Origin of the sequence: Oscillibacter sp. MSJ-31 (assembly GCF_018918025.1) — a bacterium.
Classification (GTDB): Bacteria; Bacillota; Clostridia; order Oscillospirales; family Oscillospiraceae; genus Hominicoprocola.
Genome location: NZ_JAHLPT010000001.1, coordinates 28946 through 49603 on the forward strand (window position 1 = coordinate 28946; position 20658 = coordinate 49603).

The following is a 20658-nucleotide window of genomic DNA, read 5'->3' on the forward strand; positions in this document are numbered from 1 at the left end:
CAACCGCTCTTCAAGGAGGAAAGCACAATGAAAACGACACGCTACTATGCACTTACAAGGCTTCTGCTCAGCTGCTTGCTGCTGTTGCTGCTGCTGACGGTCACGGTGTCCGCCGCGGATATTGTGGCCTCTGGCAACTGCGGCGCAGAGGGAGATGGGAGCAACCTGACCTGGGTGCTGGACAGTGATGGGGTGCTGACTATCAGCGGACAGGGGAAAATGGCGGATTATACAACGGCGTATTCGGATGAAGATGGAAAACCGGCATGGTACAACTATCGATCGGTTTTAAAGGCACTTGTTATCAGGAGTGGCGTGACCAGTATCGGTTCCTATGCATTTCAGACGTGCAGCGGCTTCACAGGCAACCTGACCATACCGAATAGTGTGACTAGTATCGGTGAGGAAGCGTTTGGGCAGTGCTATGGCTTTTCCGGCAACTTGTCGATACCGGATAGTGTAACTGATATCGGTGACTTTGCGTTTGAATACTGCGAGGGCTTCACAGGCAGCCTGACCATTCCTGACAGTGTGATTAACATTGGTAGCGGTGCATTTTCCAAGTGCAGTGGCTTTACCGGAAGTCTTAACATTCCAAATAGATTGACAAGTATCGAAAATGCTGTGTTTGCGTGGTGCAGCGGTTTTACAGGTGACCTGACGATACCGAATAGAGTAACTAGTATCGGCGACTATGCGTTTGAAGGGTGCAGTGGCTTTACTGGCAACCTAACGATCTCGGATAGTGTGACCAGTATCGGTTACTATGCGTTTGACGGCATTAGCGGAGATGTTTACTTTCGTGGTAATGCCCCCACAGTTGAGGCTTTATCCTTTGATAGGAAGTCCACTCTCTACTACATCCCTGGCACCACCGGCTGGACAGACACCGACGCATATGACGCTTCTACTGGAATGTGGAATGGCCTCACTTTGAAGACGTGGGACGGATATCTACAGATTACCACTGATATCGCAGAGAAGATATCTGCCAACCAGTATGGTATTCTGGTTATAAACAACGCTGGAATACCCATCGAGGGTGCATTGGTCACCTATGGGAGCCAAAAGAAAGAGACGGACAAGAATGGTCTCGCATTGTTTGAGAAGTTTACCATTGGGCAGCCACTGATCACCGTGGAGAAGGAGGACTATATTACATGGAGCAACGCAGATAGCAACTGGGAAAAATCGCCCGGCCACTATGAGACGGTAATTCTCTATGACAAAAGCTACGGCGTATATAAGCTTCACGAAGCACGGTATGCTAACAACAACTTGATGACGGGAAGCATAGATATCCTGACCAACACGAAAAAGCTGAGCCTTAAGAATACTGGCGATATGATTGGCGATTTGGATCGGGGAGACTTTTATATCGGCTGTTCCGCAAGTGCGAGCGACGGAATCGTCCGTTATGAACTGTGGCAAAGGGATAGGAAGATCGCCGAAGATGAGAACGGCTGGTTTGGCCAACTGTCCGTTACAAGTTTTTCCAAGGGCGGCGGATGCTTTGTTCGCGTCGTGACGAGCGACGGAGAGCAGGTGGATACCCATATTAATCTGGAGTTTGCAGAGAGTTCTATAAATAAGGGTATGGAGCTGTCGCTGTCGTCCAATGAGATTTCCTTTAAGGTGAGCGATGATACTCCCTTTTTAGGTGGTTCCACATATAAATTCAAGCTGCCTATCAGATCAAAAATAACAGTAACTTCGACAGATGATAAATTTCAATTTGGGTTCAATCTGAATGTTGCAGGGGGAAAAACGGAGAAGGAACAGATTAGAGCGGCGAAGGACTTGTTTAGAAAAGCCCGTAGAGCCGGCGATATAAATCTGGGAAAACTAAGCGGTCAGGACGAGAAGATCTTCAAGTCGCTGATTGCGGATAAGAACAAAGTGTCTTTCTTCAAAAACGGCGAAGTCAATTTTCTTGGCTATGCAGAAGCAGATCTTGGCAGCTCGACAGCAAAAGGCGAGGTCATGCTGCAATTCAAACTTGATGTCGCCGATTTTGAGTATAATACATGGGTAGTTGTTCCGGTTACTGTACAAGTCAAGTTGGGTGTCGAAGGCGGTTTTGTCGGAGAGATCTCTTACGATTGGGCGAACGCTACCTTGTTGGGTTCTTTGGACTTTGATTTTTCAATGAAATTGACCGCTTTTGGCGGAGTAGGCGTAAGCAGATTTGTGGGAGTCGGTGCTTATGGAGAGGCGGAGTTAAAAACGTCAACACACTTGATCAAAGCACCGATTTATTTGAAAAGCGTTGACCTTACAGGTGAACTCGGGCTAAAAGTCTATTTGGGCATGATGACCCGTGAGCGTCCATTCGCTCACAACACATGGCATCTTTACTCTGCGAACAATGTGCAGGCTCACACCGCCATGCGGACGACTGAGGTGCCATGGGACAAAGGATTAAATGACGCCTCACGATATCGAGTCGACGATCTTAGCTATCTTGCAGAGGAATCTGACTGGCTGGGCGGAATCACAAACCATCGACCGTTGTTAATGGCATCTTCCACTGTGGCAAAGACTGAGTTTAAGAACCTGCTGACGGACACCTACCGCAACGCGCAGCCGGTCATGGTATCGGGTGGTGATGCATTGTATGCCGCTTTTATCCGCGCGGATGCGGAAACCGGCGCTCGCTATGTCGTTGTTACCAAGTCCACGAATGGGGTAAGCTGGATCAGTCCGGTCCGCGTCGACGCCGACGCGATCATAGACGATGCGCCGACACTGTGTGTGGATGATGACGGCACGATTTGGATAGCCTACGCGAAAACGACCAGTGACCCCGGCAATTCGGTTTTAGCCTATGCGCAGAATCAGACGATCGTGGTCGGATCCATCGACCCGGAAACGCTGGTCTTTACAGAGAGTAAAGCATTTACAGGCAACGGATTCGCACATATGCAGCGGCTTGCCGTACTCAACGACCAGCCTGTCCTGATGTGGGCGGATACGGCTCTGACGGACGAGGACAGCGTCCTGCTGCCCACGAGCGGTGCGGTTTGCTGTGCGACATATTCCGATGACACGTGGAGCGAAGTATCTGTACTGGCAGATGTGAGTGGTGCGATCCAGTCCGTGACACCGGGACTTTTGGACGGCAAGCTTGTTGCCGCGTATCTTTTGAACGGAGCGCTTTACACCACGGCAGATCCGTCCACTGCCCTTGCCGAAGGTGTGTTCGGACGTGTGACCTATGGGGTATTGCCAGGGACGAGCGAAGCAGTATTCCTCTGGAACGGCAACGACGTACTGAAAAGCGCGAACGGTAACGAGATTTCCGCTGAGGGCATCTCGCATGAGTATGTGATCGTCGGCGATAAGGTTTATTTCAGCATGGCAACTGAGAACAGCGCGAACTTGGCTGTGCTGCAGTATACCGATGAAGGGTGGAGCCTGCCGATCCAGCTTACCGGCGACAGCCGTTATCTGGAAAATCTGTCTGTGGCCCATTTGGGTGAAAACGATTTTGTGCTGGGGATGCATACGGCGGTCTCGATTACTGAGAACGGCGTGGAAGATGCCAAGAATCTTGTCTATTCACGCGTGTTGCCGGTCAGCGATTTGCGCATCGACGATGTTGATTATGATGACAGTGTCCTTGCCGCGGGAGAAAGTATTCCCGTCACACTGATGGTCACTAATGCGGGCGACCATACCGTAAACAGCATCGAACTGCATCTGAACGACAGCTTGGTGAAAACGGAAAGTGTCGTCCTTTTGCCGGGGCAGAGCGTAGAGATCACGACGGCTGTCGTTTGCCCTTCTGTGCTGACCAGCTACAAGTTTGAAGTCAGAGAGCCGGACGAGGACGACTATATGCCGTTCGATAACAGCTGTGAAATCAGCATCGGCTATGTGGACGCGACGGTAGAGCTTGCCTATCAGCAAATTGGCACAAGTAAGATGTTGATTGCAACTGTGACGAATCAGGGCATTGAGACCGCAAGCGGTAGTGTGGTTTTCTATGATGCGGACGGCGATCCGGTTGCGAAGAGGACATTTGAGGATCTGGCCTCCGGCGATGTTGCCATTGCGTCGTACGATGTGGCCGATAGCTCCGTAGGTGGCGATGTTTCCGCAAAGGTCATGCTCGACCAGACCGAGAGATACACTTATAACAACGAGGCAACGATGCACATTCTTGCACCGTATTTCCCAACAGCAATCAGGAGCGTCAAGTCAACAGCAAAAGGAGTCGCTGCGACTATATACTGCGAAGTGGGGGTAGAAGCAACCGTGTATTGCGCGGCATATAACGCTGATGGGAAGATGCTGAAAGTAGAAAGTCAAAAACTGAGTGCAGGCGAAGAAACATCTGTGGAGTTTGCGGTGGGTATGGCTGCAGTCACAAAAGTGTTTGTTCTGAGTGATACGCAAGTTCCGCTCTGTAACGCAGAAACCAATGAGGGATTGCAATAAAGAAAATACATACATATCACGGCTATTACAGCGGCATACTCCTACCTGACACCGGCACGGCTTGATAAAAGTGATATGTAAGAAGGAGAAAATCAGTATGCACAGTCAGAAAATGCGATTGCTCAGCTTGAATCTGGTGCTTGCGATGCTTTTCACGATGGTACCTGTTCAGGCTGCCGATATTGTCATTGACGATGACGGCCCGTTGCATACCGTTGTGCTCAATGGCAACGGCGGCACTTATGGGAACGATGAAACGTTGGCCATCAGTTACGGGTATAGTGCGCTCTATCTGGAGGATTATATCTTCACCAGAGAGGGCTATACGCTGCTCGGCTGGAGTGAAAATGAGGACGCGAGCACGCTTGACTATACATGTTTTCATTCCATTTGGGGCGGCGACGTTGGAGAAGATGAACCGCTCGATCTCTATGCCGTCTGGGGCGAAGGAACGAACTGCGCGCTATATAACATGTACATTGCGAATTCGACCCCACTCAGCGGCTACTATGCGCTCAACAGCGCGACGCTGCCGACAGTAAACGATGTCGGCTTTGTCGGCTGGTACGATCATACCGGGGCGTTTTATAAAGCGGGCAGCGCTGTACATGCGGGCGAGGAGTATCAGCCGGTCTATGCTTCTACTGGAAATTATCCCATCCTGCTTGATGGGAACGGTGGTGAAAGTGCATTCGGCAGCTCGCTTTTCTTTGCGGGGACGACAGGAAACAGCCGGATCAATACAGCGGTTTGGGACCACGGTAAAAGGATTCGCTGCTTCAGCAAGGACGGTTATCTGCTCGCTGGCTGGGCAAACAGTGATGGCAATACTGTTGTAGGGGACAATGGGGAATTGATTGGCCTTTGCATTCCGAACAGCGATGGGATCATTACGCTCTACGCACAGTGGGACTCGGCGTATCAGCTGGTCAATGGCACGGAACTCGTCATCGACGGTGATGATATGACCGAGCTGCTGGAAGGAAATGCTGAGAGCTATGGATCAGGTTGGCGTTTTTACTCATGGAATGACTTGCGTCTTAGTTCTCCATATGGCACATCTACGCCATATGCGTTTGATCGCATGGCATATAATGACGATTTGGATATTAGATTTAGTGGTACCATCAGCACGGGACAAATTGAGGTAAATGGCAGACTGTGCTTTTACGAATACGGAAACCGTACAGAGACGAGTATAGATGTTATCACGTCAGATATTCCTGCGATTCATGCGGTAAGAATTATGTTCATGGGCGTAGACAACGTTTACCGGATCAGTACCGAAAACGCCGTTGGTATAGATGCAAGAAGCCTCTATTTCGCCTCCCCTAATCTGACCATAACAGGCGAACCGGCTGTGCGCGAGGATGCAAAGATCACTTGTGACGATGGCATCGGCTACACGATTTCCGATGACGGCACAACGCTGACGACCTATGCAATCGATCAGAACGTCACACTTGATGGCAACGGCGGCACATTTGAAGGGGAAAAGACGATCAGCTGTGATTATAGTGTGAGCGACGAGTTGGATCTGAGCCATTATGCTTTCACGCGCGAGGGCTATGTGCTCATCGGTTGGGCCGCCGACGCAGATGGCAGCGATTTCGTCTCGGAAAGCAGCAATACCTCGTATAGCCGGACGGGATATCAGACACTTTATGCGGTTTGGCTGGAAGTGCCCGAAAACCACATAGTATTTAGGACAACTAGTGGAGCGTCACTTACGACCTACAAAAGTGCATATGAGAAATCCACTTTGGCAAAGGGGTACAGTGTTGCAATTGATGACGACTTTACTATGCCAGTAGCTGTGCTTAATGGGCAACAGCAAAGAACGGTTTGGTGGAATGCTGTGGATAGGAGCCTTTTCTACGGCGGAGAGAGCTATACACCTGCTTCGGGAAGTGTATTCTGGTCGGATATCTCTGGCAACATTGAAGACGGTTGCCACACAGTAATCATTGACGGAAACGGCGGAACATACCGTGACAACTATTATGATAACGGAATTCGAAATTGGTATAACACCAACAGAGTTGTTGCAGCGTGGTCTGCTGGTAATGGAGATGTGATCAACTACGCTTACAGCTTCACCCGTCAGGGCTACACGCTCGTCAGCTACAACAGCGAACCGGACGGCAGCGGCACGGAATACGCGCTCAACAGGTGCACGGTAACGGCCGATATGGACCCAATCCAAATCCTATACGCGCAGTGGGAGAAGATCGAGGAGAGTGGGCTGTACATCACCATCGACGGCAAGCAGTATGACGCCGCGCAGAATTGGAACGGTGCGGGATGGGTATACCGCCATTATGAAAACAACTATAATGAGCTTACCCTCGACGGGTATATTGGCGGGTCAATCGAGTCGGATGTGGAACTGAGGGTTAATTGTGAATCTAAGAAGAGTGTTGTTACAGGCAGCATCTGCGCACCGCATCTTGAAGTTAATCTTATTGCGTGGCATTACGTTAATGGGAATGTTGACATTGGTTCCTTGAGTGTTTGCGCGAACGATGGGGTTGCGCTTATGTCCCAAGGCGACATGAATATAAATGTACCGGATAGTGCAGTGCTTTCTGTTGCTGGTGCGGAAGGCAGTCCCGCCATTAAGACAGACGGTGAGTTAACGCTTTGGTATTATGGCGAGGGAAGACTTTCCGCACAGGGCGGCAATACTGCCGCCATATCAGCGGCCTGCATCAATAATGAGCGCGGATATGATTGTGTGATCACCGCAGGCACGAATCCAGATGATGCCGTAGAGGTCGAAACATACTCGGGCCAGCAGTACGTTTCTTATGAGATCCGTACCAAGACGCTGACGCTGCACGGCAGCGGCGGCAAGGCGGATGGAAAAGACAGTATTTCTATTGATACAAAAGAAGGCTATATTGATCTCAGTCAATATAGGAACAGCTTCTCCAGCGACGGAAAAGTGCTGCTGGGCTGGTCGAGAAATGCAGGTGCAGCCGGGATCGATTATGCAAACGAATCAAATGTTGGGTTTGGCTTTGATAACGGTGTGTCTCAGACGGACCTTTATGCCGTATGGGAAAGCGACAGCCAGAAAGGTATTGTACTGAACGACTTCGGCCAAGTAAATGAAAAAGATAGCGAAAACTATAGTTACTACGATTACTACGAATACTTCACTGATGCTGTCAGCGCAGGAACGACGTACACACTGCCGGATTCCTATAAGGCAGGCTATGCGTTCAAGGGCTGGAGCGATGGCGCAACGATGCATTCTGTCGGTGAGCAGATCAGCGTGGACGAGAGCAGGAGCTTTACCGCGGTGTATGAAGTGCTGTCACTGACGATCGACGGCAAGACCTACCGCATGGACAAGGCATGTGGCAGCCGCAGCCTTGGCTGGGAGTATGAACCTGCCTACAGATATGGATACTGGGATAATCAAGTGCAGCTTACTGTTTATGAGAATTACTCCGGCAAGCTGATCATCATCCCGAGCAACGCATATATTCGGCTCAATGGAAACATTTCGGGAGCAAATGGTCAACCGGCTATTTTGGTAGATGGAAATGCTCAGATCCGTAGTGATGCGCCTGAAGATGGACAAAAGACCGTTACGATAACCGGTGGAGCGGAAGCGCCTGCTGTTCAGGTATCTGGAAAGCTGACGGTTGATTTAAATTATCTCTGGGACAGCTGTGGAATGTCCCTTATCATGCGGAGCGATATTGGGCAGCCAACGCTGAAAGCGAAGGCTGTAAATATCGGTGTTGATTCTTTGCTCTTTGCGGGCAGCTCGGAAAGCGATGCGGTTCTTACCGGCGCTTACAATGATCAAAGCTATGTTCGTATCAGCGATAGTCTTATACTGAAAGCTGGACAAACGGTTCCTTCCATGCAGAATAAGAATGGCATGAAATTTGTTGCGTGGCGGCAGAAGGGAAGTGCCGATTGGGACAATGCCGTATGGTATCGACCGGGCGATGTGATCGAAGGTAATGAAAAAATGTTGGTCGCGGAATATACTTCGTATAATCTCCTTGCATTGATTTTCGACGGCAACGGCGGTACGACGGCCAGTGGTTCAAAGTATTATGTGACCGAAGCCTCCAGCGGAGATCTGCAGCTGATAGACTCGCCCTTTACGCGCGACGGATACTCTCTTCAAAGCTACAATGACCGCGCGGACGGCAGCGGTACGAGCTATACGGCACAGCAGCTTGTGGAAAAGCAGGATTGGTTTGACGTCATGGTGGGCAAGGTCCTGACCTTCTTCGCTCAGTGGACAAAGAACAGCGGTTCTGAGCCTACTACGCCTGACGAGCCGGAGAAAACGCCGGACGGCTCTGCAAGCTATACCGTTTCCGACAGTACGGTAACGATCAAAGATGTGGATATGGACAAGCTGCTCACGGAGAGCGGAGGAGAGAACTCCGCTGCGCTTGATTTGTCCGGGGCCGGAGCCATAGTCAAGGAGGTCTCCCTGCCGACAGAGGTCATTCAGGAGATTTCCACTCGCGGCGCAGATGACCTGACTATTAGACTTCCGGGAGCGTCTGTCAGCTTTGACGAGAAGGCGCTTTCCGCCGTCGCCGCGCAAAGCGAGGGAGAGAGTCTCAGCCTGAACGTCAATATCGGGGGCAGAGAAAGTCTGACAGGCGCACAGCATGAAGCGGTTGCAAAGGCAAAGGATCTGTCCGTGATCGAAGTCAGCCTTTCTTCAGACGGAAAGAAAATCAGCGATTTCAGCGGCGGCAATGTAACGATCGACATTCCGTTTGAATGGTCGATGCAAGGCCTGCTCTGCGCGTACTACATCGATGACAACGGCAACAAGACGGCTATCGACGTGACGTATAAAAACGGCATTGCGACGCTGGTGCTGAAGCATTTTTCAACCTATGTCGTTGAGCTGCTCGATGCATCGGACGACACCGCGATGATCCTTGCGACGAATTCGGTCACCGTCAAGACGGCCGGAAAGGGCGCAGATCAGTGTATTGCCGCGATCTACGCCGCCGACGGAAAGCTTTTGACCATTGGGGTCAGCCCGATCACGGCGGGAGAAGATTTTACGACGGTTGCGTATTCTGCGGAAAAGCTTTCCGAACAGCAACTGCTCAATGTATTCTTTCTGAATGAAAGCTATCAACCGGTAAGCGAGACGTTGAGCCTTCCACTGAAAGAGTAGCGGTCATGCCCGTCCTTGCCGCTCTCATAGAAACGATAATGGGCGGTATTGCTTTAGGTGAAATGAAAATGTCGGTTAGACGGCCCCATATCCCTGCCTTGATAAAAGCAATTGGAATCGGATGTGATGTGATTCTACGGTGAGCAGAGGGGCAAAGCCCCTCTGCTCACCGTGGCCCCCACATTCGTGGCGGTGGAGATAGGTCTTCGTGAGTGTGGGGCTCTTTTTCCATTTGGGTGGGGTTCTGTGCTCGGAATCTACACCTAATAAAAAACAGTAGCGGAAATTTTGAATTCAACAAAAATTCAACCGAAAATAAATAAAATTGAAATATGCTAAAAGATTCAGAATTTATGAGCACACCATAAAGTGGGATGTGAGAACCCCTTTTGATATCAATACATTTGTACAAAATGTAGAAATATACAAAATAGAGAAATAGTTGCAAAATTGCAGAATTAAAAAGCGGAGTTTCCCCACATTATTTCCGCGCGTTCAACACAAATTCAACACAAAAACAGCTTTGTGCAATTTGCCATAGACATGAAAAAACCTTGAAACCATACGGTTTCAAGGTTTTTCGTGGTGGAGATTAGCGGGATCGAACCGCTGACCTCTTGACTGCCAGTCAAGCGCTCTCCCAGCTGAGCTAAACCCCCATCGGTTCAAGGCTTTCGCGCTCGGAACAATGGAAAGTATAGCATAGGGAGGGGCGGCTGTCAAGACCTTTTTTCAACTTTTTTACACCGGATAAAATGCGGCGGAGAGGATAAGAGCCGCGGCAATTTTCCGTCAAATCGGGTGCTTGACAAATTACGACGAATGTAGTATAAATAAGAAAACGACTTTTGTAGTAAAATCAGGAGGGCTTTTGCATGGACGGAAGGAAACGTTTGCCGGACGCCGAGCTGAGCGTGATGCAGGCGGTCTGGGCGCACGGCGGGGAGGTCAGCCGCGGCGACATCGAGGGCGCGCTGGCGTCCCACGGCTGGAGCGTCAACACCATCAACACCTATCTCACGCGATTGTGCGACAAGGGCTATCTGAGCGCGCGCCGCGAGGGGCGCAGCAACTTCTATTCGCCGCTCGTTTCCCAGGAAAAGTACCGCGAGTTCGACAGCCGAAGCGTCCTGCAGCGGCTCTACGGCGGCTCACTTGGCAGCTTTGTGGCGGCGCTGACGGCGGAAAAGCCGCTCGCGCAGAGCGAGATCGACGAGCTGCGGCGCTATCTGGATGAAATGAGCGGGAAAGCGGGGGAGTGAGATGGCGCCGTTTTTACTGACGCTTTCCAAGCATTCGCTGCTCGCGGCTGCCGTTCTCGCATTGGCCGCGATCACAAAGCCGCTTTGGCGGGAGCGCTACGGCGCGCGGTCACGCTGCGCGCTGTGGCTGGCGTTGGCGGTCTTTCTGCTGCTGCCGGTGGACTGGTCGGTGCCGGACGCACCGGTGCGGGTGGAGCCGCCGGCGGAGCGCACGCTGATCCTTTCCGCGCAGCGCGGGCCGAGCGTGGTGCGGACCGACGAGCTGCCGCGCCGGCAGGAAACGGTTCTTACCGGCGAAAATGATACGAGCCCGCTGCCGGCCGACCCGCCGGTCACGCTCGGGGACGCAGATAGGACCGCGCTGGACAACAGCGCGAAAAATGTTCCGCTCACAGGGCTGCTGTTCCTCCTTTGGGGGATGGGCGCGACAGGCTATACCACTTTACAGATCGTAAAATACAAACGATTCTGCCGCCTTGTGCGCCGCTGGCGGCACGAGACGACACGGAGCGATTACGCGCGGCTGCTCGCGGACGAAAGTGCCGCTCTTGGCGTGAAGCAGCCGCGGCTCCTTCTCTGCGAGGCGGTGGGAACGCCGATGATGAGCGGACTTTTTCATCCCGTTCTGCTTCTGCCGCACGAGGACTACGAGCCCGCCGCGCTGCGCTTCATCCTGCGCCACGAGCTTTGCCACCTCAAGCGGCACGACCTTGCCTATAAGCTCGTGCTGACGGCGGCGAACGGCGTCCATTGGTTCGACCCGCTTGTCTATTGGATGCTGCGGCAGGCGGACGAGGATGTGGAGCTTGCCTGCGACAGCAGGGCGACCGAGGGCATGGCGCACGCGGAAAAGACCGCCTACGGCGAAACGCTGCTCGCGGCGGTGCAGGCGAAGATCGCGCCGGTGCCGATGACGACGAGCTTCGGCAGCACGGCGGAGCGGCTCAAGCACCGGCTTGCGAATGTGCTCGGCGGAAAGAAAAGGCGCGGGCTGTGGCTCGCGGCGCTCGCCGTCGCGGCCGTGGCCGCTTCCGCGCTGCTGATCGCATGGCAGAGCGGCACAGATGAGAAAACGAAGGACGCGGACGTCTGGCTCACGATGGAGGACTATGCCCTCGACCGCGCCAATGCGGTCCGCGAGAGCGGCGTTGCCCTATTTTCGCAGTACGGCGGCGCGGCGGTCGCCGCGGTGAGCGACGTGCGGGCGACCGAGCTGGAGCGCGCTGCCGTGCTGGACGGCGTGTTTCCGGAACTGGACGGCAGACCCGAGCTGTGGCGCTACGACTACGCGGTGCGCTTTGCGGACGAGGAGAGCCTTCCGCTGGCAGATCGGGGAGACTGGTACAGCATAGGCGATGGCTGGTACGACAACAGGCAGTACGATGTGCTCGTTGTGCTTGCGAACGCGGACGGCTATCGCATTCTGTACACCGGAACGCGGGGGATGGTAAAGGACTACATAAACGATTCCGGCAGGACGTACTACCGCGAGGCACTCTACGATTGGTGCGCCGACCACCTTGCGCTTGACGAGACCGACTATCCGCGCTATCTGCACAGAGTTACGCTGACCGATACGGACGGAACCGGCAGCGCGGTCAGGAAGACGGCTGCATTCCACCGCTACGAGGGCGACGGCTGGTCCGTCTATGTGCCGACCGACTGGCTATTCACGCCGCAATGGATGCAATGGAAGCCTCTCTCCGGCGTGGACGCGGATGGAAGCACATACTTTGAGGTCACAAGAGCGGACGGCAGCATGGAGGATATCAAGGCGTACTACGCCTCCATCGGCGCGTGGCGCTTTGAGACCGACCTGAGCGCGCCGCTGGACTATTACTATAATGTAGGGGGCGGCTATGATGCCGCATACGGTTACGCGCATGAGGAGCTGTATTTTGTCCCGATCGACGGCGATCACTGCTATGTGCTCTCCTGTTACTCGGTGAACGGCGTTACGTCGGCAGAGGACAAGGCGCTGCTGCGCGCCGCGCTCACGAGCTTTACGCCGGACGAGAGCCTGCGTTGGACGACGGAGCAGAGGTTCCAATATGAGATCGACTGTCTGGCGCACGGCACGGGCGTGGAGCTGACCCTGCTCAGCGGAGCAAGAGAGCTGGGGAGCTGTCGAAACGACTTTGCCATCTCAGGTGGGTTCTGCCCGCTGGGCCAATATACCTACACACCGTGGGAGGATGCTGTGTACGCGGGCGGAGACAAGGCGATCCGCCTGACCGTTTCCGACGGCTGCTATCTGGAGGTCTACGAGGACTCCAACCTCATTTCCTACTGCCGGAGCGACGGCTCATTGCTCGGCCGTTATATGGCGAGCGGCGCGGGACTTGGCGACGGCTCTATCGTGCCGGTCGAGGGGACCTCGCTTTACGGCATGGTGCGCGAATGGTACGACGTGCTGGAGCTTGCTGATGTGCGTCGTGCGCCGGTAATCTTCATCGCCGACGAGGGGCAGTCGTGGCAGGAGGCCGCGCAGAGCTGGGCCGACGCCTACTGGAACGCGCTGACGCGCGTGCCGGAGGACAATGTTTACCATTGCGGCTTTGTGAGGGCAAAGGCGTACAGCTTCCTGAGCGATGACGACAACGAGCAGATGCGCCGGCTCGGCAAGCTGAGAGAGGGCGAATACGGCTTTTATATGAACGGGTACTTTGTCCCCACGCACGCGGAGGAGCTGACGGCGCGCTATGACGAACACGATATGCAGCCGGTGGAGGCGGGAGACGGTCTGCCCGCAGGGACCTACACCACGTTCTACCGCTGCAGGCTCATCGCGGCGGACGGCGGCTGGTACGGCGAGATCCTCGGCAACGGCAGCTGGTAAGAAAGAGAGAAGAGAGGTAAGAGCATCATGCACCGAAGACTGTTCTGCGAGCTTTCACCGCTCGCGTACCGCATCTCGGTCGAAAAAAACTGTGCACTCCGCACGCTGCGCGACGGATTTTCCGCGGAGCGCTTTCCGAAGCTGCGCATGGAGGCGCCGCTTCCCGCGCTCGTCTGCCGGCACAATTCGCTCATCCGCCGCACGCTCGGCAGGGTCGATCCGGTTTTGCAGGACAACAAGGCCGTCAACCTCGCGCTGGCCGCGCCGAAGATCAACGGCATCCTCATACGCCCGGGCGAGACGTTTTCGTTCTGGCACCTCGTCGGACGGCCCAGCACCGCGAACGGCTACCGCACCGGTATGGTCATTGCCAACGCGCAGACCGGCGAAGCCGTCGGCGGTGGGATGTGCCAGTTCAGCAACCTGATCCATTGGATGGTGCTCCACGCGCCCCTGACCATCACGGAGCAGCACCACCACGACCAGTTTGACCTCTTTCCGGACTTCGGCCGTCAGGTGCCGTTCGGCACAGGCACGTCCATCTTCTATAACTACCTCGACTATCGCTTCCGCAACGACACGGAGCAGACGTACCAGCTTCTCGTCCATACGACGCCCACGCACCTGTGCGGCGAGCTGCGCACGGATGCGCCGCTCGCGGTCAAATACCACATCGCGGCGGAGAACGAGCGCTTCGTGCGTGAGGACGGCGTTGTCTACCGCTGCGGCGAGGTGTATCGGACGATGGTGGACAAGACCACCGGGAATGTGCTCTCGCGCGAGCTGCTGCGGCGCAACCATGCCCGCGTGCTCTACGATACGGCGGGACTGGAGATCATGGACCGGTAAAAAAGAAGAAGGTTTCCCGATTTCGGGAAGCCTTTCTTTTTGAAGATTTCGGAAACTTTTTGCTTTTGTGTTGCACGCGGCGGGACAAGCGTGGTATACTAAGGCGAATTACCACAAATGAGACAATGAGGCGATACGATGCGTATTGATATTTTAGGCGTTGGCTTTGACAATCTCACCATGACCGAGGCGGTCGCGCGCGGCTGCGAGCTGCTTGCGGGTGAGGGCGCGCACTATGTGGTGACGCCGAATCCCGAGATCGTGGAGACCTGCCGCGCGGACGCGGAGGCGATGGCGGCTGTGAACGGCGCGGACCTCGTGCTGCCCGACGGCATCGGCGTCATCTACGGCGCGAAGCTCCTCGGCACGCCGCTCAAGTCCCGTGTGCCGGGCATTGAGTTCGGTACGGCGATGCTCGCACATTGCGCGGAGACCGGGAAAAGGGTCTATCTTTTCGGCGCGAAGCCGGGCGTGGCGGAGCAGGCGGCGAAGAACCTTTGCGAGAAGCTGCCCGGGCTGCAGATCGCCGGTACGCACGACGGCTATTTTACCGACGCGGAATCCGACGCCATCGCCGCGGAGATCCGCGCGAGCGGCGCGGACATGGCGCTCGTCTGCCTCGGCGCGCCGAAGCAGGAGAAGTGGATGGCACAGTACGGCGCGGCCACGGGTGCAAAGCTGCTGCTGGGTCTCGGCGGCTCGCTGGATGTGTTCGCGGGCGTGGCGCAGCGCGCGCCGGAATTCTACTGCAAGCACAATCTTGAGTGGTTCTACCGGCTCATCAAAAATCCGTCCCGCGCGGGACGCATGATGAAGCTGCCGCTCTTTCTGGTCCATGTGGCGGGGGAGAAGCGGAAATGAACAAGGGAAGGCTCATTGTCTTTGAGGGGACGGACGGCTCCGGCAAGGCCACGCAGTCCCGGCTCCTCTTTGAGCGGCTGGAGCGCGAGGGCGTGGACTGCCGCAAGCTCAACTTCCCGCGCTACGGCGAAAAGTCCGCCGCGCTCGTCGAGCTGTACCTCGGCGGCGCGTTCGGCTCGCATCCCGACGATGTGAATGCCTACGCGGCTTCCACCTTCTACGCTGTGGACCGCTACGCCTCCTACAAGCAGGACTGGGGCGGCTATTACGAATCGGGCGGGCTGCTCATCGCTGACCGCTACACGACCTCCAACGCCGTGCATCAGGCGTCCAAGCTGCCGGACGGCGAGCGGGAGAAATTTCTTGACTGGCTTTTCGGCTTTGAGTACGGGCTGCTCGGGCTTCCCGAGCCGTCGCTGGTCTTTTATCTCGACGTGCCGACCGAGGTGACCGAGCGGCTCATGCGCGAGCGCGAAAGGGCGACGCACACCGCCGCCGATATCCACGAGGCGGACGACGCCTATCTGCGCGAGTGCCGCGAGAACGCGCGCGGTGTCGCCGCGCGCTGCGGCTGGCAGCGCGTCGACTGCACACGGGATGGTCGGATGCGCGGCATCGAGGAGATCCATGAGGAGGTCTATGCGCGCGTCAAGGCCCTGCTGGGCTGAGGCCTGTCCCGCGCGGCGGCATGTGAAAAGGGACGCGGTGCGTCCCATCTTCACAGGAGGATCGAGCGCGCTTAACAGCAGCAGCCGCTGTTGCTGTTGTTCCCGCAGCCGCAGCTGTTTCCACAGCCGCCGCAGCCGAAGAGGATCAGAATGATGATCAGGATCAGCCACACGCAGGAGCAGTCATTGTTGTTGCACATTTACGTTTCACCTCACTTGTCATGCTCTGCCTTATCCTATGCGGGAAAATGCAAATGGGGGCCTGACCGCTGAAAAAACTTTTAGGATTCTTGAAAAGGAGTGCTGTTCTTTTATGGATCACGAGGAAAAATACAACACCGCGCGATGGGACGCCGGGCAGGTCCGCCGCGAGGGCGGCGAGCGTCCGGCCCATTCCGCGCAGAGCGCCGCGAGCGAGGAGCGCCGCCGGCGGAACCGCCGCAAGGGCCGCGAGCGCCGCTTTCTGCTTTGGCTGATTTTTGTGGTCGCCGTATCGGCGATCCTGGCGGGCGTCGGCTGGCTGCTGGCGAACGATATGTGCGCGTTCAATAAGGAGCCCGTCACCGCGACCATCGAGGTCACGAAGGACGACGACGTCAACTCCATTGCGACAAAGCTCAAAAACGAGGGGCTGATCGAATACAAGTGGTTCTTCAAGCTCTTCGGCGCGGTACGCCACGCGGGCGACAAGATCGGCATCGGCACCTATGAGCTCAACACCGACATGGACTACAACGCGCTCATTCAGGGCATGAGCAACCGCAACGCGACCATCAACGCCGATACCGTCACCGTTACGATCCCGGAGGGCTACAGCGTGCGGCAGATCGTTTCGCTGCTGGCCAAGTACGGCGTCAACAGCGAGGATGCGCTGCTCAGTGCGGCGGAGCGCGGGAGCTTCGACTACAGCTTCCTCGACTCCGGCAAGTCCGGCATCGCCAGGCTCGAGGGCTATCTTTTCCCGGACACCTATGAGTTCTTCGTCAACGAGGACCCGTCTCACGCCATCTGCCGCCTGCTCGACAACTTCTCGCAGCGCATGGACGATGAGCTGATGACGCAGGTGGAGGAGTCCGGCTATTCGCTTGAGGAGATCCTCATTATTGCCTCGCTCATTGAAAAGGAGACGGACGGCAAGGACCGCACGAACATCGCCTCCGTGATCTACAACCGCCTCAACAATGTCGGCGAGACCTACCACAAGCTCGAGATCGATGCGGCGGTCATTTACGGTCTTGGCTACGCGAACGGCGAGAACTATGCCGGCCCGCTCACGCAGGCGGACCTCGATAAGGATACGCCCTACAACCTGCGTATGCACGAGGGTCTGCCGCCCACGCCCATCTGCAATCCGGGCCTCGCGTCCATCCGCGCGGCGCTGGAGCCGGCGGACACGAACTACTATTTCTACGCGCTCGGCAAGGACGGCGTGCATCACTTCTTCAAGACCTACCGCGAGCACGTCAACTTTGTCAACTCCAGCCAGTACGGCGGCTGAGGACCGAAAAAAGCAGCATGGCCACAGGCCATGCTGCTTTTGAGAGAGGAGCTACTATGCGAAAGAAACCGGAGCTGCTCGCCCCTGCGGGCGATATGGAAAAGCTGAGAATGGCGGTGCTCTACGGCGCGGACGCGGTGTATCTCGCGGGCACGAGCTTCGGGATGCGTTCGTTCGCGGGCAACTTCACCGCCGACGAGCTGCCGGAGGCCGTGCGCTTCGCGCATGACCACGGCGTGCGCGTCCACGTCACGGTAAACACCATGCCGCGCAACGACGAGGTCGCGCGGCTGCCCGAGCATCTGGAGCGGCTGAACGATCTGGGCGTCGACGCGCTGATTTTAGCCGACCTCGGCGCGTTCACGCTGGCGGGGAGGTACGCGCCGAGGTGCGAGCGCCACATCTCCACACAGCAGAGCATCGCCAACTATGAGTGCGCAAGGGCGTGGTATGATTTGGGCGCGAAGCGCGTGGTGCTGGCAAGGGAAGTGTCTTTACAGGAAATACGCGAAATGCGGGAGAAGCTCCCACCCGAGCTGGAGCTGGAGACCTTCTGCCACGGCGCGATGTGCGTGAGCTATTCGGGCCGCTGCCTGCTCTCAAACTACATGACGGGGCGCGACAGCAACCGCGGCGCCTGCGCCCAGCCCTGCCGCTATCAGTACGCCCTGATGGAGGAGAAACGGCCGGGCGAATACTTCCCGGTCTTTGAGGACGAGAAGGGAACGTACATCATGAACTCCCGCGATATGTGCATGATCGGTCATCTGGACGACATCATGGACGCGGGCATCGACTGCATCAAGATCGAGGGCCGCGCGAAGAGCGAATACTATGCCGCCATCGTCACGGGGGCCTACCGCCATGTGCTCGACGAGGTCGCGGCGGGGGAGACGCCCGACCCGGTCTGGCTCGACGAGGTCGAGCACGTCAGTCACCGCCACTATTCGACCGGCTTTTATTACGGTCAGCCGGGGCAGTATTACGACAATTCCCGCTACATCCGCGACTGGCAAGTCGTGGCGGTGGTCGAGAGCTGCGACGCGAACGGCATGGCGACGCTCAGCCTGCGCAACAAGTTCCGCGCGGGCGACACGGTGGAGGTCGTGGGGCCGGACTGCAAGCCGTTCTCCATGGTCGTTCCCGAGATGCGCGACGGCGAGGGCTTCACGCTGCTCGAGCCGAGAAATCCCCGCATGATATTCACCATGCAGCTGCCGCGCAGCGTGCCGGCGATGAGCTTTGTGCGCCACGCGGTCGACCTGAGCGCAAGGGATTGAAAAGAGAAAATGCCGCTGTCGTCCGATAGCGGCATTTTTTTACGGAATGCGTCAGGTGCGCTGCTTTTTTTGCGCGATCAGGCCCGGCAGGATGGCAATGCCGGAGCCGACGAGGAAGCAGACGATGCCGAGGAGCATATTCGCCGTGATCTCCTCGCGCAGGAAGAGAAACGCGAAGAGCGGCGCGATCATCGGCTTGAGGAAGAAGATGAGAGACGCCTCCTGCGCGCTGGTCTTCTCCAGCGCCATCATGTGGCAGACGTAGCCTGCCGCCGAATTGACCGCGCAGATGTAGGCGAGCGCGGGCAGCGCGGAGAGCGGGATGCCGGAGAACAGAGGAACATTCACAAAAATGTCCAGCCCCAGCGAGGCAAACAGTCCGCCGAACGCCGCCGTGCGGCCGAGCAGCAGAACAGCCAGCAGCTCCACGGAGCCGAAGAGGAAGCTGAAGCAGGTCACGGCGATGCCGCCGAAGCGCGGCGTGCGCTTCTTGCCGACTACGCTGTAGAACGAAAACACCAGCGCTGAGGCAATGGCGAGCAACGCGCCGGTGGGATCGAGCGAGGCGTGCAGCGGGTCAATGATGATGAGAACCGCCAGCAGCTCGAGCGCGAGGGCGATGAGGTGGTTGCGGTGGATCCGCTCGTGCAGCAGAAGACTGGCCAAAACGGTCACAAAGATGGGGTTGCAGGAGAAGATAACGGCGACGACCGACGCCTTGGTGTAGGTCACCGCCATCTGGTAGAGCACCATCGAGAACGCCACGCACAGAAAGCCCGTGAGCGCAAAGAAGCCGGCGTCGGCGCGGGTGAAGGCGGCGCCCTTTTTCTTCATCGAGCGCAGGGCAAAGGGAATGAGCAGGAGACCGCCGATGAGAAAGCGCAGGCAGGTGATCTGCATGGGCGCGAAGACACCGTGAACGGTTTTGAGCATGACCTCCATCGTGCTGAAAATGACGGCGCAGAGGACGATGTACAGATAGCCGGAATAGGAACGCTTCATAGGTTTCCCTCTTTTCAAAATACGGTAGCACAAGTGTAAAAAGTATACGGCAAAGGCGGAGGAATTGCAAGCGGGCGCTTGACAAAAAAAGAAATTCGGATATAATAGCTCCATAAACGCGATGAAAAAGTCAGTCGTACACACGGGCCTTCAGCGAGAGGGGAACGGTGCAAGCCCTCGGCAAACGATGTACGGCAGCCGCTTTTGAGCAGTCCGTGATGAGCGGAACGCTTCGTCCCCGTTATCGGACGGCTAAGATGCTCCCTGCGGGGAGATAATTAGGGTGGTACCGTGAAGCAAGGCTTCGCCCCTATTTCGGGGCGGAGTCTTTTTGTGTTTACAAAGCGAGGTGAAGAAAACGAAAAAGAAAATAGGACTGCCGCTTGCGGCATTGGCGCTCCTGCTCCTCTGTACCGCGTGCGCGGTAAAGGGAAATCCCTTGCCAAAGGGAATGGAGGAGGACGCGGTCCTCAGCGCCGGACTCGGCGTGATGGACCAGCTGATCCGCGGCGAATACGACGAGGTCTACGAGGAACTGCGCAGCGATGTGCGCGATGCGACGACCGCTTCGGCCCTGGAGGACGTGATGGACACGGCGACCGACGGCCTCGGAGAGCCGAAGGAGGTGACGGACACGATGGTCACCGGCGTGACAGACACCGACGAGCCGCACGCCATCGCGGTCATCCGGCGAAAGTACGAGAAAAAGAGCGTCTATTTCCGCATCGCCTTTGACCCCGATATGCAGCTGATCGGAATGGAGATCAAGAAAAAATAAGA

At 56.1% G+C, this 20658-nt stretch carries 12 protein-coding genes and 1 tRNA gene; 10 read left to right on the plus strand and 3 right to left on the minus strand.

Annotation, left to right across the window (positions count from 1 at the left end; genetic code table 11):
- Positions 1 to 27 precede the first annotated feature (27 nt).
- Both KQI17_RS00055 and KQI17_RS00060 read left to right on the plus strand, forming a co-directional pair.
- Complete coding sequence (locus tag KQI17_RS00055) at positions 28 to 4443, plus strand: leucine-rich repeat domain-containing protein (protein ID WP_216494190.1); 4416 nt, start codon at positions 28 to 30, stop codon at positions 4441 to 4443.
- Between the two features lie 97 nt (positions 4444 to 4540).
- Complete coding sequence (locus KQI17_RS00060; RefSeq protein WP_216494191.1) at positions 4541 to 9619, plus strand: InlB B-repeat-containing protein; 5079 nt, start codon at positions 4541 to 4543, stop codon at positions 9617 to 9619.
- Positions 9620 to 10202: 583 nt separating this feature from the next.
- On the opposite strand, the gene KQI17_RS00065 is transcribed toward KQI17_RS00060, so the two are convergent.
- Positions 10203 to 10278, minus strand: a tRNA-Ala gene (locus KQI17_RS00065).
- Positions 10279 to 10494: 216 nt separating this feature from the next.
- On the opposite strand from KQI17_RS00065, the gene KQI17_RS00070 reads away from it, so the two are divergent.
- From KQI17_RS00070 to KQI17_RS00090, 5 genes are all read left to right on the plus strand, one after another.
- The gene (locus KQI17_RS00070; protein ID WP_216494192.1) at positions 10495 to 10881 is read left to right on the plus strand and encodes a BlaI/MecI/CopY family transcriptional regulator; all 387 of its coding nucleotides are present in this window, start codon (positions 10495 to 10497) and stop codon (positions 10879 to 10881) included.
- Between the two features lies 1 nt (position 10882).
- Positions 10883 to 13720 (plus strand): M56 family metallopeptidase, encoded by a 2838-nt coding sequence (locus KQI17_RS00075; RefSeq protein WP_216494193.1) that lies wholly within the window; start codon positions 10883 to 10885, stop codon positions 13718 to 13720.
- Positions 13721 to 13747: 27 nt separating this feature from the next.
- Positions 13748 to 14569 carry a VanW family protein gene (locus KQI17_RS00080; protein WP_216494194.1) on the plus strand — a complete coding sequence of 274 codons (822 nt, stop codon included), beginning with the start codon at positions 13748 to 13750 and terminating at the stop codon, positions 14567 to 14569.
- Positions 14570 to 14707: 138 nt separating this feature from the next.
- On the plus strand, positions 14708 to 15430 hold the full coding sequence (locus tag KQI17_RS00085; RefSeq protein ID WP_216494195.1) for a WecB/TagA/CpsF family glycosyltransferase: 723 nt from the start codon (positions 14708 to 14710) through the stop codon (positions 15428 to 15430).
- Entirely contained in the window at positions 15427 to 16098 is a 672-nt protein-coding gene (locus KQI17_RS00090; protein ID WP_216494196.1) for a thymidylate kinase, read from the plus strand. The genes KQI17_RS00085 and KQI17_RS00090 overlap by 4 nt, the downstream gene beginning before the upstream one ends.
- A gap of 71 nt (positions 16099 to 16169) precedes the next feature.
- On the opposite strand, the gene KQI17_RS13735 is transcribed toward KQI17_RS00090, so the two are convergent.
- Complete coding sequence (locus KQI17_RS13735) at positions 16170 to 16298, minus strand: hypothetical protein (RefSeq protein ID WP_256445936.1); 129 nt, start codon at positions 16296 to 16298, stop codon at positions 16170 to 16172.
- A 113-nt stretch (positions 16299 to 16411) separates the two neighbouring features.
- On the opposite strand from KQI17_RS13735, the gene mltG reads away from it, so the two are divergent.
- Positions 16412 to 17596 (plus strand): endolytic transglycosylase MltG, encoded by a 1185-nt coding sequence (gene mltG / locus KQI17_RS00095; RefSeq protein ID WP_216494197.1) that lies wholly within the window; start codon positions 16412 to 16414, stop codon positions 17594 to 17596.
- Between the two features lie 56 nt (positions 17597 to 17652).
- Positions 17653 to 18876 carry a U32 family peptidase gene (locus KQI17_RS00100; protein ID WP_216494198.1) on the plus strand — a complete coding sequence of 408 codons (1224 nt, stop codon included), beginning with the start codon at positions 17653 to 17655 and terminating at the stop codon, positions 18874 to 18876.
- Positions 18877 to 18927: 51 nt separating this feature from the next.
- Here KQI17_RS00100 and KQI17_RS00105 read toward each other — a convergent pair whose 3' ends face one another.
- Positions 18928 to 19878 carry a DMT family transporter gene (locus KQI17_RS00105; RefSeq protein ID WP_216494199.1) on the minus strand — a complete coding sequence of 317 codons (951 nt, stop codon included), beginning with the start codon at positions 19876 to 19878 and terminating at the stop codon, positions 18928 to 18930.
- A gap of 331 nt (positions 19879 to 20209) precedes the next feature.
- Between KQI17_RS00105 and KQI17_RS00110 the strand changes: the two genes are divergently transcribed.
- Positions 20210 to 20656 carry a DUF3887 domain-containing protein gene (locus KQI17_RS00110; protein WP_216494200.1) on the plus strand — a complete coding sequence of 149 codons (447 nt, stop codon included), beginning with the start codon at positions 20210 to 20212 and terminating at the stop codon, positions 20654 to 20656.
- The last annotated feature ends 2 nt before the right edge of the window (positions 20657 to 20658 follow it).

What these genes read in the sequence shown, in the direction of transcription:
- KQI17_RS00055 (WP_216494190.1), top strand. Translation starts at nt 28, where the DNA reads ATGAAAACGACACGCTACTATGCACTTACAAGGCTTCTGCTCAGCTGC.
- KQI17_RS00060 (WP_216494191.1), top strand. Translation starts at nt 4,541, where the DNA reads ATGCACAGTCAGAAAATGCGATTGCTCAGCTTGAATCTGGTGCTTGCG.
- KQI17_RS00070 (WP_216494192.1), top strand. Translation starts at nt 10,495, where the DNA reads ATGGACGGAAGGAAACGTTTGCCGGACGCCGAGCTGAGCGTGATGCAG.
- KQI17_RS00075 (WP_216494193.1), top strand. Translation starts at nt 10,883, where the DNA reads ATGGCGCCGTTTTTACTGACGCTTTCCAAGCATTCGCTGCTCGCGGCT.
- KQI17_RS00080 (WP_216494194.1), top strand. Translation starts at nt 13,748, where the DNA reads ATGCACCGAAGACTGTTCTGCGAGCTTTCACCGCTCGCGTACCGCATC.
- KQI17_RS00085 (WP_216494195.1), top strand. Translation starts at nt 14,708, where the DNA reads ATGCGTATTGATATTTTAGGCGTTGGCTTTGACAATCTCACCATGACC.
- KQI17_RS00090 (WP_216494196.1), top strand. Translation starts at nt 15,427, where the DNA reads ATGAACAAGGGAAGGCTCATTGTCTTTGAGGGGACGGACGGCTCCGGC.
- KQI17_RS13735 (WP_256445936.1), bottom strand. Translation starts at nt 16,298, where the DNA reads ATGTGCAACAACAATGACTGCTCCTGCGTGTGGCTGATCCTGATCATC.
- mltG (WP_216494197.1), top strand. Translation starts at nt 16,412, where the DNA reads ATGGATCACGAGGAAAAATACAACACCGCGCGATGGGACGCCGGGCAG.
- KQI17_RS00100 (WP_216494198.1), top strand. Translation starts at nt 17,653, where the DNA reads ATGCGAAAGAAACCGGAGCTGCTCGCCCCTGCGGGCGATATGGAAAAG.
- KQI17_RS00105 (WP_216494199.1), bottom strand. Translation starts at nt 19,878, where the DNA reads ATGAAGCGTTCCTATTCCGGCTATCTGTACATCGTCCTCTGCGCCGTC.